Below are 25,705 nucleotides of genomic sequence, written 5' to 3' on the forward strand. Positions count from 1 at the left end.
GGGCCCGGCCCGCGGAATGGTTCCGGGTCACACCGCCCCGCCCTGGACAGTCGGAGTGACCGCCGGGTAACTTAGCTATGAGCAAGCGCTTAGCTATGAAAGCGGCGGACCGCCGCGACCGAAGGGAGCCGGCCGTGCGCCGTACCGTTTTCAACGAGGACCACGAGGCGTTCCGCGAGACCATCCGCGCCTTCATCGAGGCCGAGGTCGTCCCGGTCTACGACGAGTGGTTCGCGGCCGGCCAGGCACCGCGCGAGTTCTACTACAAGCTCGGCGAGCTGGGCATCTTCGGGATCAACGTCCCCGAGGAGTTCGGCGGCGCCGGCCTGGACACCCACAAGTTCGAGGCCGTCCTCTACGAAGAGACCTCCCGCGCGGGCGTCAACTTCGGCGGTTCCGGCGTGCACGTGCTGCTCGCCCTCCCCTACATCAAGATGCTGGCGGGCGACGAGCAGAAGAAGCGCTTCCTGCCGAAGTTCGTCTCCGGCGAGGAGATGTGGGCCCTGGCGATGACCGAGCCGGGCACCGGCTCCGACGTCGCGGGCATGAAGACCACCGCCAAGCTCTCCGAGGACGGCACGCACTACGTCCTCAACGGCTCCAAGACCTTCATCACGGGCGGCGTGCACGCCGACCGCGTGATCGTCTGCGCCCGCACCTCCGCCCCCCGCGAGGACGACCGCCGCTTCGGCATCTCCCTCTTCGCCGTGGACACCAAGTCCGAGGGCTACTCCATCGGCCGCAAGCTCGACAAGCTCGGCCTGCGCACCTCCGACACCGCCGAGCTGGCGTTCGTCGACGTGAAGGTCCCGGTCGAGGACCTGCTCGGCGAGGAGAACAAGGGCTTCTACTACCTCGGCGCCAACCTGCCGTCCGAGCGCTGGGGCATCGCCTTCGGCGCGTACGCGCAGTCCAAGGCCGCCGTCCGGTTCGCCCAGCAGTACGTGACCGACCGCACCGTCTTCGGCAAGCCGGTCGCGCACTTCCAGAACACCAAGTTCGAACTGGCCGCCTGCCAGGCCGAGGTGGACGCCGCCGAGGCCGTCGCCGACCGCGCCCTGGAGGCCCTGGACGCCGGTGAGCTCACCGCCGCCGAGGCCGCTTCCGCGAAGCTGTTCTGCACCGAGGTCGCGCACCGCGTCATCGACAAGTGCCTCCAGCTGCACGGCGGCTACGGCTACATGAACGAGTACCCGATCGCCCGCCTGTACGCCGACAACCGCGTGAACCGCATCTACGGCGGCACCAGCGAGGTCATGAAGTCCATCATCGCCAAGTCGATGGGCCTGTAGGCATCTAGCCTTCCCCCATGAACGAGGCCCTCACGACTCTCCTCGACCTGCTCGACCTCGAGCAGATCGAGGAGAACATCTTCCGCGGTACCAGCCGTTCCGCGCTGGTACCGCGGGTCTTCGGCGGCCAGGTCGCGGCCCAGGCCCTGGTGGCGGCGGGCCGGACCGTCCCCGCGAACCGCACCGCGCACTCGCTGCACTCGTACTTCCTGCGCGCGGGTGACCCCGGCGCGCCCATCGTGTACTCGGTCGACCGGATCCGCGACGGACGCTCCTTCACCACCCGCCGCGTCGTCGCCGTCCAGCACGGCCAGCCGATCTTCCACCTCTCCGCGTCCTTCCAGACGTACGAGGAGGGCCTCGACCACCAAACCGCGATGCCGGAGGCCCCCGATCCGGAGACCCTCCCGACGGCCGCCGAGTCCCTCCCGCACTACCGGGAGGTCTTCCGCGACCCGGGCACGGTGGAACGGCTCATCGAGGCGCGCGGAGCGGTCGACCTGCGCTACGCGACGGTCCCGCCCTGGGGCAGCGTCGGCGAACCGGTCGAACCGCGCTCGCAGGTGTGGTTCCGTACCGCCGACAAGCTGGAGAGCGACGACGCGCTCCTGCACACCTGCCTGGCCACCTACGTCTCCGACATGACCCTGCTCGACTCCGTGCTGCTCGCGCACGGGAAGGGCGGATGGGCGGTCGGCGACGTGGTCGGCGCCTCGCTGGACCACGCGATGTGGTTCCACCGGCCGTTCCGCGCCGACGAATGGCTGCTGTACGACCAGGAGTCGCCCTCGGCTGCCGCCGGCCGGGGCCTGGGCCAGGCCCGGATCTGGACCCAGGACGGCAGGCTCGCCGTGACGGTCATCCAGGAGGGCGTGGTGCGCGTCCCGCGCGCGTAGTACGACCGTCCGACGTAACGTCACACCATGTCCAGCAGCGATGCGATGGTGAACGGAAACGGAAGCGACGACCAGGGCGAGAGCGTCGGCACGGTCATCGTCGCCGTCGTGACGAACCTCGGCATCGCCGCGGCCAAGGCCGTGGGCGGAATCGTCAGCGGATCGAGCGCGATGCTCTCCGAGGCGGCGCACTCGGTGGCCGACACGGTGACCGAGGTGATGCTCCTGGCCTCGCTGAAGCGGAGCGCGAAGCCGGCGGACGAGGCGCATCCGCTGGGCTACGGGCCCGAGCGGTACATCTGGGCACTCCTCGCATCGATCGCCACCTTCGTCGGCGGCGCGGTGTTCGCCATCTACGACGGCATCCACACACTGGTCCACGGGGAGGACCCCGGCAATCCGACCCTCTCCTACATCATCCTGGCCGTGGCCGCCCTCCTGGAGGGCTACTCCCTCCTGGTCGCCTGGCGGCAGGTCAAGGGCGAGGCGGCGCGGATGCGGGCGCCGCTGGGCCTGTACGTGAAACACACCCCGGACACGGCCGTGAAGGCCGTCCTCCTGGAGAACGTGGCCGCGCTGATCGGCCTGGCCCTGGCGGCCGGCGGCCTGCTCGGCGCACAGCTCACGGGCTCGGGCGCCTACGACGGGGTGGCCTCCCTCCTCATCGGGCTGCTGCTGGTGTGGGTGGCGTGGGAGCTGGGGCGCTCGAACGCGCAGTACCTGATCGGGCGGCCGCTGCCGGAAGCGATGCGGGCGCAGGTACGGGAGGAACTGCTGTCGGTGCTGCACATCGAGGGCGTGCTCGAGCTGACCACGATCGTGCAGGGGCCGTCGGAGGTGCTGATCGCCGCGAAGGTCGACTTCCACGATCTGGCGTCCGCTGCGCAGGTGGAGGCGGCGTGCGAGGTCGCCGAGGCGCAGCTCCGGGACCGCTTCCCGGCGATCCGCCGGGTCTACCTGGACCCGACGCCCACTCCTCCTTTTCCTTCTTAACGCGCCGCTCGCGCGGTGCGGCCCCTTGGGGGCCTTACCGGCTTCGCGCCGCTGCGCCGGGCACCTTTTCGACGCGGAGCTCGCACCGCTGCGCGGGCTTCGCGCCGCTGCGCCGGACTCCGTCCGGCGGTGGCGCCGGTCAGGGCTGCCGCCCCCGCCGTCCCGGCACGGGGTCCGGTGGGCGGGTGCGGGTGGTCCGGCCCTGCGGGGCGGAGTCCCCTACCCGCCCTTCGCCCGTTCCCCGGGCGCTGCCCGGAGCCCGGTCCTCAAACGCCGGACGGGCTGAAGGCGGGGTCCCGGGCTGCGCCCGGACCCCCTGGGGCTCCGCCCCAGACCCCGGTCCTCAAACGCCGGACGGCTGAAAAGACCAACCGCCGGCGGGACCGGACTATCACCCGGCCGGGGTCGCAGGCTCGCGGCCCGGGGCGGGGACGGGGGCGGGGTGGGGTGTTGGCCGGGACGTAAAGCGTGATGTGTGGCGCAGACACACCCCACAACTGTCGAAGTAGAGCCGAGGGCGCCTAAATCATGCAGTCCAGGCCGACACCCCACCCCGCCCCCGGCACCGACCCCCACCCGCAGCCCCCGAGCCCCGACCACACCCCAGCCCCGCCGGCGTTTGAGGCGCAGGGGCCCGGGGACCGGTCCCCGGCAACGGCGCCGCACCGGAGCCGAGAGGGTTACAGCAGGCCCGCCGCCGCGAGGAGATACGCGACCATCGGGTCGTAGAAGCGCGGGTCGCGGACGTGGTCGTCCAGGGGTACCGCCACCTGGAGGGTGCCTTCGGCCTCGGCCAGGAAGAGCGCGGGGTCGTTGCAGTCGGCGTAGCCCACCGCGTCCAGCCCTCGCTGCGCCGCGCAGCCCGCCCAGCCGTGGTCGGCGACGACCAGGTCGGGCTGGGGGCGGCCCAGCGCCGCCAGCGCGTCCAGGATCGCCGCCATCGGCTCCGGGGAGTGGGTGTGCCAGAGCGTCGCACCCCGCTCCAGGACGGCGACGTCCGCGAACTGCCACACCGAGCCCTCGTCGGCGACCAGCCCCGGCGGGATCACCACGATCTCGCAGCCGGCCGCGCGCAGCGCGTCGGCGGTGGCGCGGTGGACGTCCAGCAGGCCGCCCGGGTGCCCGGTGGCGAGCAGCACGCTCTGCCGGTCCAGCGCGGCCTTGCGCAGTCGCGCGGCCATCCGGTCCAGGGCGGACACGGTCAGTTCGGGGTCGATGGTGTCCTGGCCGACGCGGTGCGCGGGGTCGTCCACCACACCGCAGCGCTCCGCCATCACCGCGAGCACGTCCTGCTCGTCCGTCCAGCGGTCGCCCAGCTCCAGGCCCAGCCAGTAGTGCCGGTCGCCGTTGGCGAGCTTGCGGTAGTGGGAGAGGTTGTTGTCGCGCGGGGTGGCCACCTCCCCCGCGATCCGCGTGCGGACCAGGTGGTCGATGAGTTCGGCTCGGCTGGGGACAGGCGTCTCTATCGGCTTCGGCATGCGGCCCATTCTGCCGCCGCGCGCCCGGAGCCGTCCCTTCCATCCCGCCCCCCGGACACCCCGGCCGCCCCGCCTCACCCCGACAGCGCCCCGAAGGCCCCGTTCGCGAGCCGTCGCAGCAGCGACTCCGTCGCGTCCCGGCCGAGCGCCGCGAGGTGCGGGGTGGAGTTCAGCAGGCCGAAGACCGCGTGCACGGAGACGCGTACCTCCGCCTCGCCCACCTCGGGGTGCAGCTCCCGTACGACGTCGACCCACAGCTCGACGTACTTGCGCTGCAGCTGCCGTACGAGCTTGCGGTCGGCCTCGCGCAGCCGGTCCAGTTCCCGGTCGTGGAGGGTGATCAGCGCCCGGTCGTCGAGCGCGAAGTCGATGTGGCCGTCGATGAGGGAGGCCAGTACGGCTGCCTGATCCCCGTGCGGGGCAGCAGCGGCTTCCTCCACCCGGCGGCGGCCGCCCGTGAGCAGCCGTTCGCTGATGCCGACGAGCAGCTCGGCGAGCATCGCGTCCTTGCCCGCGAAATGCCGGTACAGGCCGGGGCCGCTGATGCCGACGGCGGCCCCTATCTCGTCCACGCCCACGCCGTGGAAACCGCGCTCGGCGAAGAGGCGCGCAGCCTCGCCGAGGATCTGCTCGCGCCGGGTCGGGGCGGCCGCTCTGGTGCTCATGGGAATCCATTCTAGACAGGGCCGTTAGCGGTCGTTAACCTAAGTCCCACATGCGTTAACGCTCATTAACAAGAGCGCACCGAGCAAGGGAGCTCGACCGATGCAGCAGGCACCAGTGCTGACGAGCGCCGCCGACCCGGCGTCCGATGCCTGGCGGGCCAACGAGGCCGCCCACCGTGAGCTCTCCGAGGGCCTGCGGGCCCGGCTGGAGGCGGCCCGGCTCGGCGGCGGCGAGAAGGCCCGCGCCCGCCACACCGCCCGCGGGAAGCTGCTGCCGCGCGACCGTGTGGACGCCCTCCTCGACCCCGGGTCCCCCTTCCTGGAGCTGGCCCCGCTGGCCGCCGAGGGGATGTACGGGGGCGCGGCGCCGGCCGCCGGGGTGATCGCCGGCATCGGCCGGGTCAGCGGCCGCGAGTGCGTGATCGTCGCGAACGACGCCACCGTCAAGGGCGGCACGTACTACCCGATGACCGTGAAGAAGCACCTGCGCGCCCAGGAGGTGGCCCTGGAGAATCGTCTCCCCTGCCTCTACCTGGTCGACTCGGGCGGCGCCTTCCTCCCCATGCAGGACGAGGTCTTCCCCGACCGGGACCACTTCGGCCGCATCTTCTACAACCAGGCCCGCATGTCGGGGGCCGGCATCCCGCAGATCGCCGCCGTCCTCGGCTCCTGCACGGCGGGCGGCGCGTACGTACCGGCCATGAGCGACGAGGCCGTCATCGTCCGCGGACAGGGCACGATCTTCCTCGGCGGCCCGCCGCTGGTGAAGGCCGCCACCGGTGAGGTGGTCACGGCCGAGGAGCTGGGAGGCGGCGAGGTCCACTCCCGGATCTCCGGGGTCACCGACCACCTCGCGGAGGACGACGCGCACGCGCTGCGGATCGTACGGAACATCGTGGCGACCCTGCCCGAGCGCCAGGCCCTGCCCTGGTCGGTCGAGGCTCCCGAGGAGCCCAAGGTGGACCCGTACGGGCTGTACGGCGCGGTCCCCGTCGACTCCCGCACCCCGTACGACGCCCGCGAGATCATCGCCCGGATCGTGGACGGCTCCCGCTTCCAGGAGTTCAAGGCGGAGTTCGGGCAGACCCTGGTCACCGGCTTCGCCCGGATCCACGGGCACCCGGTCGGGATCGTCGCCAACAACGGCATCCTGTTCTCCGAATCCGCGCAGAAGGGCGCGCACTTCATCGAGCTGTGCGACCAGCGCGGCATCCCGCTGCTCTTCCTCCAGAACATCTCCGGCTTCATGGTCGGCCGGGACTACGAAGCGGGCGGCATCGCCAAGCACGGCGCCAAGATGGTCACGGCCGTGGCCTGCACCCGGGTCCCGAAGCTCACGGTGGTGGTCGGCGGCTCGTACGGCGCGGGCAACTACTCGATGTGCGGGCGGGCGTACAGCCCCCGGTTCCTGTGGATGTGGCCCAACGCCAAGATCTCCGTGATGGGCGGCGAGCAGGCGGCCTCCGTCCTGGCCACGGTCAAGCGCGACCAGATCGAGGGCGCGGGGCAGGAGTGGCCGGCGGAGGACGAGGAGGCCTTCAAGGCCCCGGTCCGGGCGCAGTACGAGGAACAGGGCAACGCCTACTACGCCACGGCGCGGCTGTGGGACGACGGGGTCATCGACCCGATGGAGACCCGGCAGGTGCTGGGACTGGCCCTGACCGCGTGCGCGAACGCTCCCCTGAGCGACTCGGGCTTCGGCATCTTCCGTATGTGACGTGAGGACCTCACTGATGTTCAGCACTGTTCTGGTCGCCAACCGGGGCGAGATCGCGGTCCGCGTCATCCGCACGCTGCGGGAGCTCGGCATCCGTTCCGTGGCCGTCTTCAGCGACGCCGACGCGGACGCCCGGCACGTACGGGAGGCCGATACGGCCGTGCGCATCGGCCCGGCGGCGGCCGCCGAGAGCTACCTGTCGGTGGAGCGGCTGCTCGACGCGGCGCGCCGCACGGGAGCCGAGGCCGTCCACCCCGGCTACGGCTTCCTCGCGGAGAACGCCGCCTTCGCGGCCGCCTGCGCGGACGCGGGCCTGGCGTTCATCGGACCGCCGGCCTCGGCGATCTCCCTGATGGGCGACAAGATCCGCGCCAAGGAGACCGTCAAGGCCGCGGGCGTGCCCGTGGTCCCGGGCTCCTCGGGCAGCGGGCTGTCCGACGCCGAACTGGTCGCCGCCGCCGAGCAGATCGGCATGCCGGTGCTGCTGAAGCCCTCGGCGGGCGGCGGCGGCAAGGGCATGCGGCTCGTACGGGACTCCGCGCTGCTCGGCGAGGAGATCGCGGCGGCCCGCCGCGAGGCGAAGTCCTCCTTCGGCGACGACACCCTGCTCGTGGAGCGCTGGGTGGACCGGCCGCGGCACATCGAGATCCAGGTACTGGCGGACGCGCACGGGAACGTGGTCCACCTCGGGGAGCGCGAGTGCTCGCTCCAGCGGCGCCACCAGAAGGTGATCGAGGAGGCCCCGTCGGTCCTGCTGACGCCGGAGCTGCGGGCCTCGATGGGCGCGGCGGCGGTGGAGGCGGCGCGGTCCTGCGGGTACGTCGGCGCGGGGACGGTGGAGTTCATCGTCCCGGGCGGGGACCCCTCCTCGTACTACTTCATGGAGATGAACACCCGGCTCCAGGTGGAGCACCCGGTGACCGAGCTGATCACGGGCCTGGACCTGGTGGAGCAGCAGCTCCGGGTCGCGGCGGGCGCGGAGCTGGGCTTCGGGCAGTCGGAGGTCCGGCTGACCGGGCACGCGATCGAGGCCCGCGTCTGCGCGGAGGATCCGGCGCGGGGCTTCCTGCCCTCCGGCGGCATGGTGCTGGCCCTGTCGGAGCCGGACGGCGGCTCCGTCCGTACGGACTCCGGCCTGGCGGCGGGGGTCGACACCGGCTCCACGTACGACCCGATGCTGTCGAAGGTCATCGCCTACGGGCCCGACCGCGCGGCCGCGCTGCGCGTGCTCCGGGGCGCCCTGGCCGACACCGTGATCCTGGGCGTGCAGACCAACACGGGCTTCCTGCGGAGGCTGCTCGCGCATCCGGACGTGGTCTCGGGTGACCTGGACACCGGGCTGGTGGAGCGGGACCTGTCCCAGCTCCTGCCCGAGGGGGTGCCTGCGGAGGTGTACGCGGCCGCGGCCTTGCTGTCCGTCCCCCACCCCGCCCCTTCCCGAAACCGGGGCTCCGCCCCGGACCCCGGTCCTCACACGCCGGACGGGCCGAAGGGCTGGGTCGACCCGTTCGACTCCGCCAACGGCTGGCGCCTCGGCGGCACCCCCGCCTGGACGGTCCACCACTTCCGCCTCCCGGGCCAGGACCCGGTCACGGTCCGCACCCGGCCCGCCGGGACGGGACCGGACACGGAGCTCCTCCTGGACTCTGCCGAATCCGCGACGCGGACGGACTCGCTTGACCCGGCCCACTCAGCGACGCGGTCGCATCCCCTCCCCGCAGCCGGCTCCGGACTGCCGTCGAATCCCGCACCCGACGGCGGCGCTCAGCCAAATCCAGCCCCGCCGGCGTTTGAGGCGCGGGGTCCGGGGCGGAGCCCCGGCACCCCGGCCCGGGGCCGGATCGTGCACCGCACCCCCGACCACCTCACGGTCGAACTCGACGGGGTCACCCACCGGTTCAGCCACGCCACCTCCCCGGAGGGGACCTGGCTGGGCCGCGACGGCGACTCCTGGCACGTGCAGACGCACGACCCGGTCGAGGCCAACCTCCGCGGCGCGGGACGCGCGGGCGCCGACACCCTCGCCGCCCCGATGCCCGGCACCGTCACGGTGGTCAAGGTCGCCGTCGGCGAGAAGGTGACCGCGGGGCAGAGCCTGCTCGTCGTCGAGGCCATGAAGATGGAGCACGTCATCTCCGCCCCGCACGCCGGCACCGTCACCGAACTCGACGTCACCCCCGGCACCACCGTCGCCATGGACCAGGTCCTGGCCGTGGTGACCCCGGACGAGGAGGAGAAGGCCGAATGAACGGGCTTCCGATGAGCTTCCCGGGGGAGGGCCTCCCGGCCCGGATCCGGATCCACGAGGTGGGCGCCCGGGACGGGCTGCAGAACGAGAAGGCGACCGTCCCGACCCGGGTGAAGGCCGAGTTCGTGCACCGGCTGGCCGCCGCCGGGCTCACCACCATCGAGGCCACCAGCTTCGTGCACCCCCGGTGGGTCCCCCAGCTGGCCGACGCCGAGGAGCTGTTCCCCCTCCTCGCCGACGTGCACGCCGAGCTGCCGGTCCTGGTCCCGAACGAGCGCGGCCTGGACCGCGCGCTCGCGCTGGGCGCCACCCGGATCGCCGTGTTCGGTTCGGCCACCGAGACCTTCGCCTCCCGCAACCTCAACCGCACGGTTGCCGGGTCCCTCGAGATGTTCGAGCCGGTCGTGGCCCGCGCCAAGGAGCACAAGGCGCACGTCCGCGGCTACCTCTCCATGTGCTTCGGCGACCCCTGGGAGGGGCCGGTCCCGGTCCACCAGGTGGTCGGCGTCGCCAAGGCCCTCCTGGACCTCGGCTGTGACGAGCTGAGCCTCGGCGACACCATCGGCGTCGCCACCCCGGGGCACGTGCAGGCCCTCCTCTCCGCGCTGAACGAGGAGGGCGTGGGCACCGACCGGATCGGCGTGCACTTCCACGACACCTACGGCCAGGCCCTGTCCAACACCCTCGCCGCGCTCCAGCACGGCGTGACCACCGTCGACGCCTCCGCGGGCGGCCTCGGCGGATGCCCGTACGCCAAGAGCGCCACCGGCAATCTCGCGACCGAGGACCTCGTCTGGATGCTCGACGGCCTCGGCATCGAGACCGGGGTCGATCTTGCCGCCCTCACCGCCACGAGCGTGTGGATGGCCGAGCAGCTGGGGCGTCCCAGCCCCTCCCGCACCGTCCGCGCCCTCTCCCACAAGGAGTAACGAAGACCATGGCCCTCGACCACCGGCTCACCCCCGAGCACGAGGAACTCCGCCGCACCGTAGAGGCGTTCGCGCACGATGTGGTGGCGCCCAAGATCGGCGATCTGTACGAGCGGCACGAGTTCCCGTACGAGATCGTCGCCGAGATGGGCCGCATGGGCCTGTTCGGCCTGCCCTTCCCGGAGGAGTACGGCGGCATGGGCGGCGACTACCTCGCCCTCGGCATCGCCCTGGAGGAGCTGGCCCGCGTCGACTCCTCGGTCGCCATCACCCTGGAGGCCGGCGTCTCGCTCGGCGCGATGCCCCTGTACCTCTTCGGCACCGAGGAGCAGAAGCAGCAGTGGTTGCCGAAGATGTGCTCCGGGGAGATCCTCGGCGCCTTCGGCCTGACCGAGCCCGGAGCGGGCTCCGACGCGGGCGGCACGCGCACGACCGCCGTCCGGGACGGCGACGAGTGGGTGATCAACGGCTCCAAGTGCTTCATCACCAACTCCGGTACGGACATCACCGGTCTGGTCACCGTCACCGCCGTCACGGGCCGCAAGGCCGACGGCCGCCCCGAGATCTCCTCGATCATCGTCCCGTCGGGCACCCCCGGCTTCACGGTGGCCGCCCCGTACTCCAAGGTCGGCTGGAACTCCTCGGACACCCGTGAACTGTCCTTCGACGGCGTCCGGGTCCCCCTCGCCAACCTGGTGGGCGAAGAGGGCCGCGGCTACGCCCAGTTCCTGCGGATCCTCGACGAGGGCCGCGTGGCCATCTCGGCGCTCGCGACGGGCCTGGCGCAGGGCTGCGTGGACGAGTCCGTGAAGTACGCCAAGGAGCGGCACGCCTTCGGCAAGGCGATCGGCGACAACCAGGCCATCCAGTTCAAGCTGGCGGACATGGAGATGCGCGCCCACATGGCCCGGATCGGCTGGCGCGACGCGGCCTCCCGTCTCGTGGCCGGGGAGCCGTTCAAGAAGGAGGCGGCCATCGCGAAGCTGTACTCCTCGACGGTGGCGGTCGACAACGCGCGTGACGCCACGCAGATCCACGGCGGCTACGGGTTCATGAACGAGTACCCGGTGGCCCGCATGTGGCGCGACTCGAAGATCCTGGAGATCGGCGAGGGCACGAGCGAGGTGCAGCGCATGCTGATCGCCCGTGAGCTGGGGCTTTCCGTCTGACGGCAGTCGGTGGTGCGGCACGGGGCCTTCCGCGAGGAGGGCCCCTTGTCGTTTTCAGCAAAGGTTAGGCTAACCTTCCTATCGAACACCCGAGCCGCCCGAAGACGTACGAAAGTGGACATTCCCATGCCCAAGTCCCGCTCCTCCTTCCTCACCCGTCGCGGTCTCATCGCGGCGGGCGGCGCCCTCGGCCTCGTGGCCGCGCTCACCGCCTGCGGTGGCAGCGACTCCGCGAAGGACGGCTCGGGCGACAAGGGCACGGGCGCCGCTTCGGGCGCGTGGAGCTTCAAGGACGACCTGGGCAAGAACGTCACCGCCAAGTCCACTCCGAAGAACATCGTCGCCTTCACCGGCACCGCGGCCGCGCTCTACGACTACGGGGTCAACGTCAAGGGCGTGTTCGGCCCGACGAAGACCTCCGACGGCAAGCCCGACGTGCAGGCCGGCTCGATGGACATCTCCAAGGTCGAGATCCTCGGCAACGTCTGGGGCGAGTTCAACGTCGAGAAGTACGCGGCCCTCCAGCCCGACCTGCTGGTCACCAACACCTGGGACGACACGTACTGGTACGTGCCCGACGAGTCCAAGGACAAGATCCTCAAGGTCGCCCCGGTCGCCGCGGTCCGCGTGGGCGGTGACGGCGTCACCATGGACAAGGCCCTGGCCCGCACCGCGGACCTCGCCAAGTCCCTGGGCGCCGACCTGAACGCCAAGAAGGCCGTCGACGGCAAGGCCCGCTTCGAGGCCGCCTCCGCCAAGGTCCGCGAGGCGGTCAAGGCGAACCCCGGCATCAAGGTGCTCGTCGCCTCGGGCGACGCGGAGCACTTCTACATCTCCACGCCGAAGACCGCGGCCGACCTGAGCTACTTCCAGCAGCTCGGCGTCGAGTTCGTCACCCCGGACAAGCTGGACGAGGGCAGCACCTTCTTCGAAAGCCTCAGCTGGGAGAACGCCGGCAAGTACCCGGCCGACCTGATCCTGCTCGACAACCGCAGCAGCGCCCTCCAGCCCGCGCAGCTGACGAAGGAGAAGCCCACCTGGGCCACGCTCCCCGCCGCCAAGGCCGGCCAGGTCACCCCCCGCGTCACCGAGCCGGTCTACTCGTACGACAAGTGCGCGCAGATCCTGGAAGACCTCGCGAAGTCCATCCAGAACGCCAAGAAGGTCAGCTGACCCCTGGCCGTCCGGCCCCGGCACCTCACCCAGGCGCCGGGGCCTTCCGCTTCGCCCGTCATCGCCGCTCCCAGGGGGACCCTCCGCATGACCGCCGACACCACCGACACCGCCGACGCCGCCGCGCCCTCACCCTCGATCCCGCACTTCCGGTTCTTCGAGCTCGAAGTGCTCCGCACGCGCCGCCTCGGCCGCTCCTTCCTGCGGATCACCTTCGGCGGCGCCTCCCTGGCGGACTTCCGCTCGGGCGGCTACGACCAGAGCCTCTCCCTCTTCCTGCCGCCCGCCGGCCGGGAGCACACGGCGCTGCCGTCCACGGGCGAGGACACCTGGTTCGGTGACTGGCGGGCGATGCCGGACGAGGAGCGCCCGGTGATGCGCTCGTACACGGTCCGCGAGCAGCGCCGGACCGCCGCCGGGGTGGACGAGGTGGACATCGACTTCGTCCTGCACGGGACCTCTTCCCCCGCCTCGTCCTGGGCGGGCCGCGCGATGACGGGCCGCCGGATCATGGCCATCGGTCCGGCCGTCGCGGAGAACAAGTCCGTACGTTTCCAGCCGCCGGCCGCCACCGACACGATCCTGATGTACGCCGACGAGACCGCCCTGCCCGCGGCCTCCGCGATCCTGGACCGGCTCCCCGAGGGCACCCCGGTCAGGGCCTGGTTCGAGGTCCCCCACGAGGACGACCGGCTGTACCTGCCGACGTCCGCCGACGCGGACATCACCTGGGTCGTACGGGAGCCGGGCGCCGGCCCCGAACGCACCGACCGGGTACTGAAGGCCCTCCGGGCGGCCGGACGGCCCGCCGCCGCGGCCCCGTACGCCTGGATCGCGGGCGAGTCCGCGACGATCCGCGCGGTCCGCAGGCACTTCGTCCAGGACTGCGGCGTCGACCGCCGCGCGGTCCGCTTCACCGGCTACTGGCGCCTCGGCGCCACGGAGGACCAACTCCTCGCAGAGGCCTACGCGGGCCAGGCCCCGGACGAGGACCCGACGGCGGAGCTCTAGGCGCCCCGCAAGGCCCCGTAAGCCCCTGTCAGGACCACGGCACCTCCGGCGTCCGGAAGAAGTTGACGTCCTGGGCGTCGAGGCGCGGGCCCTGGGCGGACAGGCGCAGGCGGTACGAGGTCCAGTCGCGGGTGGCGGCCGGGGACCAGCCCAGTTCCGCGAGGCCCAGGACGCGCGGGAAGGCCATCAGTTCCCAGTCCCCCCGCGTCGCGATGGTCTCCGTCCACAGCGGGGCCTCCACCCCGAGGACCGAGGACTCCGGGAGATCCGTCAGATAGGCCCCCGGGTCCCAGTCGTAGGCGCGGCGCACCGGTACGTACCCGGCCCAGGCCAGGCCCGGCTTCGTCGCCTTGTCGTACTTCATGTCCAGGTAGAGCCGGTCCGCCGGGGACAGGATCACCGGGTTGCCGGCCTTGGCCGCCGCGGCCACCGCCGCCTTCTCGGCCGCCGCCGTGCGGTCGTGGCCCCAGTACTGGAGGACCGCCCCCGGGGCCGGCCGGGCCGTGGCGAGCTGGTGCCAGGCCACCACCGTCTTGCCGTGCTTGGCCACCACCGCCTGCGCCCGGTCCATGAAGGCCGCGTAGTCCGCCGCGGGCGTGGAGTGCGCCTCGTCGCCGCCGATGTGCAGGTACGTGCCGGGAGTCAGCTCCGCGAGCTCTCCCAGCACCTGGTCGATGAACGCGTAGGTCCGCTCCTCCCCCACGCACAGCGAGCTGAAGCCGACTTTGATCCCGGTGTAGCGCTCGCGCGCCTTGCCGTCGCAGTTCAGCTCGGCGTAGGCGGCCTGTGCGGCGTTCACGTGGCCGGGCATGTCGATCTCCGGGACCACGCCCACGTACCGCTCCGAGGCGTACGCCACCAGGTCCCGGTACTCGTCCTTCGTCCAGTGCCCGCCTGGCCCGCCGCCGACCTCGCTCGCGCCCCCGTACTGCGCCAGCCGCGGCCAGGAGTCGATCGCGATGCGCCAGCCCTGGTCGTCGGTCAGGTGCAGGTGCAGGGTGTTGATCTTGTACTGCGCGAGCTGGTCGACGTACCTCTTGACCTGCTCCACCGTGAAGAAGTGGCGGGCCACGTCCACCATCGCCCCCCGGTACGCGAAGCGCGGCGCGTCGGTGACCGTGCCGCCCGGCACCGTCCCCGGACCGGACACCGGCAGGAGCTGGCGCAGCGTCTGGCCGGCGTGGAAGAGGCCCGCGGGCGTGCGGGCGGTGAGGGTGACCCCGCCGGGCCCGGACTCCAGCCGGTAGCCCTCCTCCCCCGCCCCCTCGGCCGCGCCGTCGATCCGCAGCCGGATCCCGTCGCCCTCCGCGCCGTCGACCACGGGCAGCGGCAGCCCGCTGGGGCCGCGCAACTGCTCGGCGAGGAGTTCGCCGACCTTGCGGACCTCCTCGTCGCCGGTCCGGCCGGTACGGATGACCGTGCCCGGGCCGAAGGCGTACCCCGGGCCTTCGGCGTGCGCGGAGACGGGAGCGGGCAGGAGCCGTTCGTAGGGCGCGAGCGCGACGGGCGGCTCGTCGCCGGGTCGGGCGTCGTCCCCCCTCGCGGCACTGCTGCAGGAGGCGGCCGCGGGGACGGCGGCGAGGACGAGGAGGGCGGCGAGGACGCGTCGCGGGACTCTCATGGCCATAGGTATAGGCCAACCGGGCCCGTGGGGCCGATGCAAGAATCCAAGGATGGTGGAAATCATCCAGAAGGACGGCACATGGACCTTCGACGGGGACGCGGTGCGCATCGTGCCGGGCCGCGACAAGGGGGTGGGACTGCTGCGCCAGACCCTGGGCGAGGTCCTCGTCCCGCTGCGCGCGCTGGCCGGGATCTCCTACGAACCGGGGCGCAAGGCGGGCCGGCTGCGCCTGCGGCTGCGTGACGGCGCGGACCCGCTGCTCCAGGTGACGGGCGGCCGGCTGCCCGAGGCCTCCGATCCGTACCGGCTGACCGTGGAGCCGGACCGCGGCGGGGTGGCGGAGTACTTCGTGGACGAGGTGCGCAGCGCCCTGCTGCTGGACCAGGTGGATGCCGGGCCCGCCGGCTCCTATCTCCTGTCGGGCCCCGCGGTGCCGATCACGGTCGGCGCGGGAGACGGGACGGTGGCCTTCGACGGGGACCGGGTGTCCCCGGACTGGAACTGGACGACGGAGGAGGCGAAACGGTCCGGCGGGGCACGGGAGTTCCGGGTCGCGGACCTGCGGTCGGTGGAATGGGCCCCGTCCCGGGGGCTGGAGAACGGGTGGATCCGCTTCGCCCTGGCCGGCGCCCCCGCCCAGAGCGCGCCGCCGAAGTACGACCCGCACTCGGTGGAGCTGTTCGGCTTCAAGAAGGACCCCCTGATGGCGCTGGTCGCGGCCGCCGTGGCGGTCCGGATGCCGCACCCGTCGGCGCTCGCGTCCGCGTCCGCGCCGAAGCTCTCGCTCTCGCCCTCGCCCTCAGCCTCGCTCCCGGCCGGGACCACGCCGGAGCCCGGGCCGCCCGCTGCCCCGGCCCTGGCCCCGGCCCCTGCGCAGGACCACGACGCGCTGCTGCGCCGGCTGCGCGAGCTGGGAGAGCTGCATCAGGCGGGGATCCTCACGGCCGAGGAGTTCGCGACGGCGAAAGCGGCGATTTTGGGTCGTTTCTGAGCATCAAAGACCGGAATCCACCCCTCCCCTGGTCCAGACCAGCGCATTCCTGCCCGATTTCGGGCAGGATTTTTGCGTTCTGCGGCTCGTACCGCCAATATCGACGGATGCCCGACCGCCGCCCGTCGCACGACGACCTCGTCGACCACTTGGTGCGCAGCACCTCGCTCCAGCGGGGCGAAGCCGCCCGAGTGGTGCTCGACGTTCTCGCGTACTTCGACGAGAGCACCGAGGAGTTCGTCCGTCGGCGCCACCGTGAGCTCCAATCCGGGGGCGCGGTCAACGCGGACATCTTCGAGCGGATCGCGGCAGAACTGCCGCACCGCGCCGTATCACCGCCGGAGCTCTCGCTCCGGCAACTGCGCCGCATCGTCTACGGCTAGGTCGCCCGCGGCCGGGCGCCACCTGCCGGGGATCCGGACAGCGGCAAGAACAACCGAACTTCAGGAGGGGAAAGACCTTATGTGCGGAATCGTGGGTTACATCGGCAAGCGTGACGTGGCACCGCTGCTGCTGGAGGGCCTGCAGCGACTGGAGTACCGCGGCTACGACTCCGCGGGCATCGTCGTCAACAGCCCGAAGGCGGCGGCCCTGAAGGTCGTCAAGGCCAAGGGCCGCGTACGCGAGCTGGAGTCCCGGGTCCCCAAGCGCTTCGCCGGCACCACCGGCATCGCCCACACCCGCTGGGCCACCCACGGCGCCCCGAGCGACCTCAACTCCCACCCGCACCTGGACGCCGACAACAAGGTCGCCGTCGTCCACAACGGCATCGTCGACAACGCCTCCGAACTGCGCGCCAAGCTGGAGGCCGACGGGGTCGTCTTCCTCTCGGAGACCGACACCGAGGTGCTCGTGCACCTCATCGCCCGCGCCCAGGCCGACACCCTGGAGGAGAAGGTCCGCGAGGCGCTCAAGGTCGTCGAGGGCACCTACGGCATCGCCGTCATGCACGCCGACTTCCCCGACCGCATCGTCGTGGCCCGCAACGGCTCCCCGGTCGTCCTCGGCATCGGCGAGAAGGAGATGTTCGTCGCCTCGGACATCGCCGCGCTCGTCGCCCACACCCGCCAGATCGTCACCCTCGACGACGGCGAGATGGCGACCCTGAAGGCCGACGACTTCCGGACCTACACCACCTCCGGTACGACGACCACCGCCACGCCCGAGACCGTGGAGTGGGAGGCCGCCTCCTACGACATGGGCGGCCACGACACGTACATGCACAAGGAGATCTCCGAGCAGGCCGACGCGGTCGACCGCGTCCTGCGCGGCCGGATCGACGACCGCTTCAACACCGTGCACCTGGGCGGCCTGAACCTGGACCCGCGCGAGGCGCGCGGCATCCGCCGGGTCAAGATCCTGGGCTGCGGCACCTCGTACCACGCCGGCCTGATCGGCGCGGGCCTCATCGAGAGCCTGGCCCGCATCCCCGCCGACGCCGAGCCGGCCTCGGAGTTCCGCTACCGCAACCCGGTCGTGGACCCCGACACCCTCTACATCGCGGTCTCCCAGTCCGGTGAGACGTACGACGTGCTCGCGGCCGTCCAGGAGCTCAAGCGCAAGGGCGCCCGCGTCCTCGGCGTGGTCAACGTGGTCGGCTCCGCGATCGCCCGCGCCGCCGACGGCGGCGTGTACGTGCACGCCGGCCCCGAGGTCTGCGTCGTCTCCACCAAGTGCTTCACCAACACGGTCGTGGCCTTCGCGCTGCTCGCCGTGCACCTGGGCCGCATCCGCGACCTGTCCGTCACCGACGGCAAGCGGATCATCGACGGCCTGCGCAAGCTGCCCGCGCAGATCCAGGAGATCCTGGACGGCGAGGAGGACATCAAGAAGCTGGCCGCGGAGTACGCCGAGGCCAAGTCGATGATGTTCATCGGCCGCGTCCGGGGCTACCCGGTGGCCCTGGAGGCCTCCCTGAAGCTCAAGGAGATCTCCTACATCCACGCCGAGGCCTACCCCGCCTCCGAGCTCAAGCACGGTCCGCTCGCCCTCATCGAGCCCTCGCTGCCGACGGTCGCGATCGTCCCGGACGACGACCTGCTGGAGAAGAACCGCGCGGCGCTCGAGGAGATCAAGGCCCGCAGTGGCCGGATCCTCGCGGTCGCCCACACCAAGCAGGAGAAGGCCGACCACACGATCCTCGTGCCCAAGAACGAGGACGAGCTGGACCCGATCCTGATGGGCATCCCGCTGCAGCTGCTGGCGTACCACACGGCCCTGGCCATGGGCCGGGACATCGACAAGCCGCGCAACCTGGCGAAGTCCGTCACGGTCGAGTAGGTCTCGCGCACGAAGAAGCCCCCGGGGATCCCCCGGGGGCTTTTTCGTGCGGTGCGCGGTGCGTGGTGCGCATGGTGCGTGGTGCGCGTGGTGCCTGGTCCGTCAGCTCGCGGCGACCGCGCCGCGCGAACCCTTCCCGAAGGCCATCGGCCAGCTCGCCAGCGCCGCGGTGGCCCCGTACCAGGCCAGCAGTCCGGAGAGCGCCGCCACCCAGCCGGCCGCCTTGGCCAGCCCGTCGCTCTCGGCGAAGGTGCCTATCGCCAGGAGCAGCAGGGAGAGGGTGAACAGGCCGTACACGCCCTGACCGAACAGTCCGCCCGAGGCCGCGACGGTGAGGGTCAGTGCCAGCATCGCGAACAGCACGAGGAACATTCCGGCCGCGTCTGCCGAAACCTTTCCGTCCGCCCCGTTGGCCCAGATGAACCAGAAGGTTCCGAGGCCCGCGAAGGCCGTGCCGTTGAAGCCGTTGCCGCCCCGGTACTCGAGGACTCCGAGCACGAACAGGGCGAGTCCGCCGAGGTACATGGCGAGCGACACGGAGTTGGCCGCGGTCACACCGTCGATGATGCCGGTGGTCCCGATACCGAACGCGAGAAGGGTGAGACCCAGGGCGATGTGCCCGAGGGTCGAGGTCGAGGCCGTGCTTCCCGCAGAGACACCATTGTCCACGGCGGGCTCCCTTCGATCTGCAGTTGTTTGCTGCGTCCCAGCAGCCTTTATCTACCCCTTACATGGGGGTGCACAACCGCACAATCGACATACAGTCGGTTACGGGATGACAACGACCGGTCGCTGCGCCCGCTTCGCGAGCCTGCCCGCCACCGATCCGAAGATCCGGCCGACGATGCCGTGCGTGGAGCCGACCACGATGGCGTCCGCCGAGTACTCCCGGCCGACCTCCTCCAGCTCGTGGCAGATGTCCCCGCCCCGCTCGACGAGGATCCACGGAACCTCGGAGAGGTAGTCCGCGCAGGCCAGCTCCAGCCCCAGCACCTCGGTGCGGTGGTCCGGCACGTCCACGAAGACCGGCGGCTCGCAGCCCGCCCACACGGTGGTGGGGAGCCGGTTCGCGACATGGACGATGATCAGACCGGAGCCTGACCGACGGGCCATCCCGATCGCGTACGCGAGGGCGCGCTCACTGGACGTGGATCCGTCGAAGCCCACCACGACCCCGTGCCGGAAGGCCGGGTCGCAGGGATGACGTGGTTGTTCCACCGCGCGCAGGTCGGCCGATTCTGGATCGGCGAGGCGTTTGCGCTTGCGGTCCGCGGGTTCGGAGAATTCGTGACCGGCCATGGGTGTCTCGGCGAAGAGGTCCTCAGGGGAAGGGACAAGGGGACGGGGCGCCAGTAGGCGGAAGCGACGATTCAAGCGGGACGATTCCAGAAAACGACAACTCAGTGTGACCGAGCTCTGTCCGGGAAGCATCTTCCCAAGCCCATACCCACCAGGGTACGGCGACACTCCTGTGGTGCACAGGTCATGCCGCCCTTGGAGAGCGTCCCAGGGAGCATGCCGCAGCCACGCCTCCTTGGCAATGTCCGCTGCCCCCTACAGCCAGTGACGAGGTGCACCCCATCGGGTGTGTGCCACCCGTGCGCGCAGTGACCGAGCCGCGTCGCACGCCGTTGGACAGGAGTCCGACCGTCCAGGAAGAGCCCGCAGGGAGCACGCCGTGCCCGGTCATCCGGTTCACCCCGTCCAGCCCGCTCAGTCGCCCGCTCAGCCGACGCAGTCCGTCCACATGCCACCTCCTCCTCTTCACTCGTCCGTGCAGGCCGCCCGGCGGCCCCACGAGGACCCCGCGGGTGACGTGGTGCGCTGGGCGGCCTTCAGCTGCCTGCTCGTCCCCGTGGTCCTCGTCGTCTACGGGACCTCCTTCGGCGGGGCCGCCGTCGCCACCCTGGGCCTCGCGGCCGTCACGGCGGCCTGCCGGGTGCTGCTGCGCCGGTCCGAGCGGACGGAACGGAATGCCGCCCGGGTCCTCGCCGAGGACCGATTGACGCCCTCGCATCGGGGCCGGCACTCGCGCGCCGGGGCCGGAAGCCGGCACGGATGCCAGGTTTCCCCTGGGATGTCCCCTCAGGACTGACTCAATCGCACATCCACACCCGCATGTTTTCAGCCAACTTCCCGGCAGGTCACCCCCCTTGCCGGAATGTCCCCCCGACCCCCTCACCATCAGCGACTACGGCGCCACAGGGGGTCTTTGACCCTACGAGTACTGGCCATGGCCGGACAGTGCGCTTTCCACCCGGGTAGCGGAGTGGAACGCTTCCTGATCGAATGCTTTTCGCCAAGTTGCCAAGTCGACATAGCGCTGCGTGCTGAACTTGTCACGCCGACACCACGGGACGCAGTAGATTCGATCATGTATTTACGGCGGGGGAGCCACGTGCAAGGCCGAGGGGATACGTGCAGGTGCGACCAGACCAAGGAGTCGCGACACCCAAGGGGGGCTTAGCGCCATGAGCCAGGATTCCACCGCCGTCGTCGTAGACGGCAGGAAGCTCGCGGGGCGTCGCCGCAGGGAGATCGTCGCGGTGCTGCTGTTCAGCGGCGGACCGATCTTCGAGAGCTCCATTCCACTTTCCGTGTTCGGCATTGACCGGCAGGACGCGGGAGTTCCACGCTACCGATTGCTCGTGTGCGCCGGTGAGGACGGTCCACTGCGGACCACCGGCGGACTCGAGCTGACCGCGCCATACGGGTTGGAGGCGATCGCCCGGGCAGGCACGGTCGTCGTTCCCGCGTGGCGTTCCATCACCTCGCCTCCGCCGCCGGAGGCGCTCGACGCGCTGCGTCTGGCGCACGAGGAGGGGGCCCGGATCGTCGGACTGTGCACGGGGGCATTCGTGCTCGCCGCCGCCGGTCTGCTGGACGGCCGGCCCGCGACGACGCACTGGATGTACGCGCCGACGCTGGCCAAGCGCTACCCGTCCGTCCACGTCGATCCGCGCGAGCTGTTCGTCGACGACGGCGACGTGCTGACGTCCGCGGGCACCGCGGCCGGAATCGACCTGTGCCTGCACATCGTGCGCACGGACCACGGCAGCGAGGCGGCGGGAGCACTGGCCCGCAGGCTCGTCGTCCCGCCGCGCCGCACGGGTGGCCAGGAACGCTATCTCGACCGGTCGCTGCCGGAGGAGATCGGCGCCGACCCGCTGGCCGAGGTCGTCGCCTGGGCACTGGAGCACCTCCACGAGCAGTTCGACGTGGAGACGCTGGCCGCGCGCGCCTACATGAGCAGGCGCACGTTCGACCGGCGGTTCCGCTCGCTCACCGGCAGTGCGCCGCTGCAATGGCTGATCACCCAGCGGGTGCTTCAGGCGCAGCGGCTCCTGGAGACCTCCGACTACTCGGTCGACGAGGTCGCCGGACGTTGCGGGTTCCGCTCGCCGGTCGCGCTGCGCGGGCACTTCCGCCGCCAGCTGGGGTCCTCCCCGGCCGCCTACCGCTCCGCCTACCGGGCACGCCGCCCGCAGGCGGACGTGGTCCAGGTGGCTCAGCTGTCGGATTCGCCGGTCCCGCACCAGCGCACTCCGCAGCCGCAGCGGGCGGCCGCGGCACTGGCCGCGTCCGGTCCCACGGTGACGGAGCTCTACGCCCCGGGCCGGGTGCTGCGCGAGCACGCGTAACGAGGTCCCGTGAAGGTCCCCCGCATCAGTGGTCACCTCGGTGGTCACCGTTGCGGGGGACCTTCCGCATAAGGTGGGGCGCATGAACGATCGCATGGTGTGGATCGACTGCGAGATGACCGGGCTCTCGTTGACGGACGACGCACTTATCGAGGTGGCCGCACTGGTCACCGACTCGGAGCTCAACGTGCTCGGCGAAGGCGTGGACATTGTGATCCGCCCGCCGGACGCCGCCCTGGAAACCATGCCCGACGTGGTGCGCGAGATGCACACGTCGTCCGGCCTGCTCGACGAGCTGGCCGGCGGGACCACCCTCGCGGATGCGGAGGCACAGGTCCTGGCCTACGTACGGGAACACGTGAAGGAACCCCGCAAGGCCCCGCTCTGCGGAAACACGGTCGGCACCGACCGCGGATTCCTGCTGCGCGACATGGCCGCACTGGAGGGGTACCTGCACTACCGGATCGTGGACGTGTCCTCGATCAAGGAGCTGGCACGCCGCTGGTACCCGCGGGCCTACTTCAACAGCCCGCCGAAGAACGGCAACCACCGGGCGCTCGCGGACATCAAGGAGTCCATCGCCGAGCTGCGCTACTACCGGGAGGCCGTCTTCGTACCGCAGCCCGGTCCGGACTCGGACACGGCGCGCACCATCGCCGCCAAGCACGTCGTCCCCGGCGCCTAGCACCCACCGGAGTGGGGTGCGGGAAAAGGGGGGAGCGAGCACCCTCCCGGACCCTGTACCCTTTTCTTCGGCCGGTCGGTTTTCCGACCGGGCATGGTGGGTGTAGCTCAGTTGGTAGAGCACCTGGTTGTGGTCCAGGTGGCCGCGGGTTCAAGTCCCGTCACTCACCCTGTGGGAAGGCCCCGATCCGCGAGAGCGGATCGGGGCCTTCCGCGTTTCTCAGAACAGCAGGTTGTACTTGTCGAAGCCGGTACCGAGGACATTGACCTTCACCCGCGAGCCGAACGGCTGCGCCGCGGTTCCCGTGCCCTTGTAGAGCCACAGGACGCCGTTCTTGTCCCGGGCCACCAGGTCGGCCTTGCCGTTGGACGTCAGGTCACCCGGCGCCACGATCGAGTTGTAGATCTGCCAGCCGGTGCCTATCTGCTGCCTGCCCCCGAGCGGCTTCGAGGCCACCCCCGTGCCCGGGTACATCCACAGCTTGCCGTCCTTGTCCCGGGCCACCAGGTCGGCCTTGCCGTCACCGGTCAGATCGACGCCGCCGACGAGCTGGTCGTAGATGTTCCAGTTGCTGCCGACCTTCACCTTGCTCTCGAACGGCTTGGTGTTCAGGCCCGTGCCCCGGTACAGCCACAGGCCGCCGGAGGCGTCCCGCGCCAGCAGGTCCGCCTTCTTGTCGCCGGTCACGTCGGAGACACCGACCAGCGTGTTGTAGATGCTCCAGCCACCACCGACCTTGATCCGGTCCTTGTAGATGGAGCCGTCACCGGACGTCGGGTGGAGCCACAGCACCCCGGCCTTGTCCCGCCCCACCGCACCCCGCCCGGTGCTCTGCACGGTCACCGGTCCCAGCCGGGTCAGCGCGGTGTACTGGTTCCAGTCGAAGCGGCCGCCGACCGGGTCGACCGGTATGAACAGCTCGGTGGCCTTGCCCGTGCCCCGGTGGTCCCACAGCCCGCCCTCGGCGTCCCGGCCCACGAGTCGGAAACGCTGGGTCACCGGGATCGAACTGGCGACCGCGAAGTCCGAGGACTTCTCCGGGTTGCCCGTGCCCCACTCGTAGACCTCATAGACCGCGGTGTTCCGCAGCTTCCATGCCGGCGCGGTCGCCTGCGCCTTCAGCGTGTAGGTGATCGTGTAGTCGCCGGGCTTCTCGACGTCACACCGGATGCCGTCGAACTGCCCGAGCCCGTGCGAGCAATCGGCCCCTACGGCGGCGCCGGCGTCGATGCCGTCGGCGGTGACCTTCAGCTCGCCGTCGTCCCACCACCGGAAGCCCGGTGCGGGGGCCACGCCCAGGCGCAGGAGACCTTTGTCGACCGCGTGCAGCTTCACCGTGTGCTTCACCGAACCACCGGCCGGCAGCGTGGGCGTCGAGAGCACCACGGTGTTCTGCGCGACGTGTGCCTTGGTCTTCACGGTGACGGTCGCGTGCGCCCGACGGCTGCCGATCGGCTGTGACCCCGCGGTCTGCGCCTCCTTGATGCCCGCAGCGATGCTGGCACCACGCGGCACATAGACGAGGCCGTAGTAAACCGTCGCGTCGTCCGCCGTGCTGCTCGCCGCCGATATCTCGGGCGAGGGGAAACTCGTGTACTTCAGGTCACACAAGTACACCCCGGCTATCCCGGCCTTCGGCGCACACTCGCTCGTTGGGTCCACCTTCAGACCCGTCGGCACCCCGCCGCCCGACCAGCCGGCATCCGTCAGCGGCTTCTTGCTCACCACATAGACGTACGTGCCGTCCGGTTGTCCGTCGTTCTGCCCGCCCGAAGCCTCCGGCGACAGCCGGACCCGGCCCTCTCCGGGCATCAGCACCTTGTGCGAGAGTCCATCGAAGTAAAACGTCGGATCCCCGGCCGCCACGGCCGTTCCCGCGCTCGCGACGCCGCCGGCGACGAGGGTCGCAACCGCGACACCGGCACCCAAAAGCCTTCGCATATTCCCCCCTAGCAAATCGATCAATCGGCGGACGCTAGCACGCACCCTTGGCGGCAGACGCCGTCGGGGGCCCGCTGAGTCGCTACGCCCGGAAGACGTCCGCATGGTCCGCGCACCACGTCTCGAAGGTGCGCGGCGCGTGCCCGGTGAGCCGCTCGAGATCGCCGGTGAGGTCGACCGGAAGCCCGTCCGTAGCAGCCCAGAAGTCGAGCAGGGCCTCCGCGTACGGGCCCGGTATGTAGCCGTCGACCTCGGACTTCCACTGCTCGCGCGAGACGGGCTCGAAGGGTATGGGATGGCCCACGGCGTCGCCGAGTAGGGCCAGCTGGGCAGCGAAGGTGAGTGTCCGCGGCCCGGTCAGGGTGTACGCGCGACCGGCGAGCGAGGGGTCGCTGAGGACCGCGAAGGCGGCTTCGGCGAGGTCGGTCTCGTGGACCGGGTCGCTGTACGCACCCGGGTACGGCAGCTGGACCGGCCGGCCCGATTTCAGCGACCAGGCCCAGCCGAGGGCATTGCTCGCGAAGGATCCGGGGCGCAGCAGGGTGGTGCGCAGCGGGGAGGCGAGGAGGGACCGTTCCACCACGAGGTGGGCGGCCGCGAGGGGGCTGTCGGCGGCGTCGGGGGCCAGGACCGAGGAGGAGGACAGGAGGACCACGTGTTCGACCCCGGCGCTGACGGCCTCCTTCACGAAGGCATCGATGGCGGCGGCCTCGGCGTAGAGGAAGACGGAGCGGACACCGGCGAGGGCTTCGGGGAAGGTCGCGGGATCGGTGAGGTCGCAGTGGACGGTGCCGGGTGTGTCCGGCTCGCGGGATGCGAGGCGGTGCGGGACGCCGTGCGCGGCGAGGAGGGCCGAGAGACCACGGGCGATGGAGCCGCGGCCACCCGTGACGAGGACCTTCGGTGTGCTGGGCGTGTTGGGCGTGTTCGACATGGCGGATTCCTGCTCTTCCTGCTCTAGAGTGGATACGT

Annotated in this window: 22 protein-coding genes and 1 tRNA gene; 16 read left to right on the plus strand and 7 right to left on the minus strand. The window is 71.2% G+C overall.

Annotation, left to right across the window (positions count from 1 at the left end):
* Positions 1–134 precede the first annotated feature (134 nt).
* Genes OG247_RS15805 through OG247_RS15815 form a run of 3 tightly spaced genes read left to right on the plus strand, consistent with a single transcriptional unit; the run spans position 135 to position 3,181 of the window.
* The gene (locus OG247_RS15805; protein ID WP_327252857.1) at positions 135–1,292 is read left to right on the plus strand and encodes an acyl-CoA dehydrogenase family protein; all 1,158 of its coding nucleotides are present in this window, start codon (positions 135–137) and stop codon (positions 1,290–1,292) included.
* 17 nt (positions 1,293–1,309) lie between these two features.
* On the plus strand, positions 1,310–2,188 hold the full coding sequence (tesB, locus tag OG247_RS15810) for an acyl-CoA thioesterase II (RefSeq protein WP_327252858.1): 879 nt from the start codon (positions 1,310–1,312) through the stop codon (positions 2,186–2,188).
* A 27-nt stretch (positions 2,189–2,215) separates the two neighbouring features.
* A complete protein-coding gene (locus OG247_RS15815; protein WP_327252859.1) occupies positions 2,216–3,181 on the plus strand; it encodes a cation diffusion facilitator family transporter in 966 nt (321 codons plus the stop codon).
* A gap of 680 nt (positions 3,182–3,861) precedes the next feature.
* On the opposite strand, the gene OG247_RS15820 is transcribed toward OG247_RS15815, so the two are convergent.
* Together OG247_RS15820 and OG247_RS15825 are read right to left on the minus strand one after the other, a co-directional pair.
* Positions 3,862–4,659 carry a phosphatase gene (locus tag OG247_RS15820; RefSeq protein ID WP_327252860.1) on the minus strand — a complete coding sequence of 266 codons (798 nt, stop codon included), beginning with the start codon at positions 4,657–4,659 and terminating at the stop codon, positions 3,862–3,864.
* A gap of 74 nt (positions 4,660–4,733) precedes the next feature.
* The gene (locus OG247_RS15825) at positions 4,734–5,324 is read right to left on the minus strand and encodes an SACE_7040 family transcriptional regulator (protein ID WP_327252861.1); all 591 of its coding nucleotides are present in this window, start codon (positions 5,322–5,324) and stop codon (positions 4,734–4,736) included.
* Positions 5,325–5,424: 100 nt separating this feature from the next.
* Here OG247_RS15825 and OG247_RS15830 point away from each other — a divergent pair, with 100 nt between their 5' ends.
* The 6 genes from OG247_RS15830 to OG247_RS15855 all read left to right on the plus strand — a co-directional run bounded on the left by OG247_RS15830 (position 5,425) and on the right by OG247_RS15855 (position 13,571).
* Positions 5,425–7,041: a carboxyl transferase domain-containing protein gene (locus tag OG247_RS15830; RefSeq protein ID WP_274553205.1), complete on the plus strand. Its 1,617-nt coding sequence runs from the start codon at positions 5,425–5,427 to the stop codon at positions 7,039–7,041.
* Between the two features lie 16 nt (positions 7,042–7,057).
* Positions 7,058–9,289, plus strand: coding sequence for an ATP-binding protein (locus OG247_RS15835; protein ID WP_327252862.1), 2,232 nt, complete (start codon positions 7,058–7,060; stop codon positions 9,287–9,289).
* On the plus strand, positions 9,286–10,218 hold the full coding sequence (locus OG247_RS15840; protein WP_327252863.1) for a hydroxymethylglutaryl-CoA lyase: 933 nt from the start codon (positions 9,286–9,288) through the stop codon (positions 10,216–10,218). Before OG247_RS15835 ends, OG247_RS15840 begins: the two co-directional genes overlap by 4 nt.
* 8 nt (positions 10,219–10,226) lie before the next feature.
* Positions 10,227–11,387: an acyl-CoA dehydrogenase family protein gene (locus OG247_RS15845; protein ID WP_327252864.1), complete on the plus strand. Its 1,161-nt coding sequence runs from the start codon at positions 10,227–10,229 to the stop codon at positions 11,385–11,387.
* A gap of 126 nt (positions 11,388–11,513) precedes the next feature.
* The gene (locus OG247_RS15850; RefSeq protein ID WP_327252865.1) at positions 11,514–12,560 is read left to right on the plus strand and encodes an ABC transporter substrate-binding protein; all 1,047 of its coding nucleotides are present in this window, start codon (positions 11,514–11,516) and stop codon (positions 12,558–12,560) included.
* An 87-nt stretch (positions 12,561–12,647) separates the two neighbouring features.
* Positions 12,648–13,571, plus strand: a complete 924-nt coding sequence (locus tag OG247_RS15855) for a siderophore-interacting protein (RefSeq protein WP_327252866.1) — start codon at positions 12,648–12,650, stop codon at positions 13,569–13,571.
* A gap of 28 nt (positions 13,572–13,599) precedes the next feature.
* Here OG247_RS15855 and OG247_RS15860 read toward each other — a convergent pair whose 3' ends face one another.
* A complete protein-coding gene (locus tag OG247_RS15860) occupies positions 13,600–15,192 on the minus strand; it encodes a beta-N-acetylhexosaminidase (protein ID WP_327252867.1) in 1,593 nt (530 codons plus the stop codon).
* A 52-nt stretch (positions 15,193–15,244) separates the two neighbouring features.
* On the opposite strand from OG247_RS15860, the gene OG247_RS15865 reads away from it, so the two are divergent.
* From OG247_RS15865 to glmS, 3 genes are all read left to right on the plus strand, one after another.
* Positions 15,245–16,186: a DUF4429 domain-containing protein gene (locus OG247_RS15865; RefSeq protein ID WP_327252868.1), complete on the plus strand. Its 942-nt coding sequence runs from the start codon at positions 15,245–15,247 to the stop codon at positions 16,184–16,186.
* Between the two features lie 107 nt (positions 16,187–16,293).
* Complete coding sequence (locus OG247_RS15870; protein ID WP_327252869.1) at positions 16,294–16,569, plus strand: hypothetical protein; 276 nt, start codon at positions 16,294–16,296, stop codon at positions 16,567–16,569.
* Positions 16,570–16,648: 79 nt separating this feature from the next.
* A complete protein-coding gene (gene glmS / locus OG247_RS15875) occupies positions 16,649–18,466 on the plus strand; it encodes a glutamine--fructose-6-phosphate transaminase (isomerizing) (protein WP_243337094.1) in 1,818 nt (605 codons plus the stop codon).
* Positions 18,467–18,568: 102 nt separating this feature from the next.
* Here glmS and OG247_RS15880 read toward each other — a convergent pair whose 3' ends face one another.
* Together OG247_RS15880 and OG247_RS15885 are read right to left on the minus strand one after the other, a co-directional pair.
* Positions 18,569–19,135, minus strand: a complete 567-nt coding sequence (locus OG247_RS15880; RefSeq protein ID WP_327252870.1) for an acetate uptake transporter — start codon at positions 19,133–19,135, stop codon at positions 18,569–18,571.
* 99 nt (positions 19,136–19,234) lie between these two features.
* Positions 19,235–19,765: a universal stress protein gene (locus OG247_RS15885; protein WP_214951587.1), complete on the minus strand. Its 531-nt coding sequence runs from the start codon at positions 19,763–19,765 to the stop codon at positions 19,235–19,237.
* 475 nt (positions 19,766–20,240) lie between these two features.
* Here OG247_RS15885 and OG247_RS15890 point away from each other — a divergent pair, with 475 nt between their 5' ends.
* The 4 genes from OG247_RS15890 to OG247_RS15905 all read left to right on the plus strand — a co-directional run bounded on the left by OG247_RS15890 (position 20,241) and on the right by OG247_RS15905 (position 22,961).
* Entirely contained in the window at positions 20,241–20,561 is a 321-nt protein-coding gene (locus OG247_RS15890; protein ID WP_442813296.1) for a hypothetical protein, read from the plus strand.
* 376 nt (positions 20,562–20,937) lie between these two features.
* Complete coding sequence (locus tag OG247_RS15895; RefSeq protein WP_243337100.1) at positions 20,938–22,107, plus strand: helix-turn-helix domain-containing protein; 1,170 nt, start codon at positions 20,938–20,940, stop codon at positions 22,105–22,107.
* Between the two features lie 82 nt (positions 22,108–22,189).
* On the plus strand, positions 22,190–22,792 hold the full coding sequence (gene orn / locus OG247_RS15900) for an oligoribonuclease (protein WP_266877785.1): 603 nt from the start codon (positions 22,190–22,192) through the stop codon (positions 22,790–22,792).
* 96 nt (positions 22,793–22,888) lie between these two features.
* Positions 22,889–22,961: transfer RNA gene (locus tag OG247_RS15905), tRNA-His, on the plus strand.
* A gap of 50 nt (positions 22,962–23,011) precedes the next feature.
* Here OG247_RS15905 and OG247_RS15910 read toward each other — a convergent pair.
* Both OG247_RS15910 and OG247_RS15915 read right to left on the minus strand, forming a co-directional pair.
* The gene (locus OG247_RS15910; protein WP_327252872.1) at positions 23,012–24,733 is read right to left on the minus strand and encodes an FG-GAP repeat domain-containing protein; all 1,722 of its coding nucleotides are present in this window, start codon (positions 24,731–24,733) and stop codon (positions 23,012–23,014) included.
* Between the two features lie 82 nt (positions 24,734–24,815).
* Positions 24,816–25,667, minus strand: a complete 852-nt coding sequence (locus OG247_RS15915; protein WP_327252873.1) for an NmrA family NAD(P)-binding protein — start codon at positions 25,665–25,667, stop codon at positions 24,816–24,818.
* Positions 25,668–25,705: the final 38 nt, after the last annotated feature.

It is taken from the genome of Streptomyces sp. NBC_01244 (genome assembly GCF_035987325.1).
Lineage (GTDB): Bacteria > Actinomycetota > Actinomycetes > Streptomycetales > Streptomycetaceae > Streptomyces.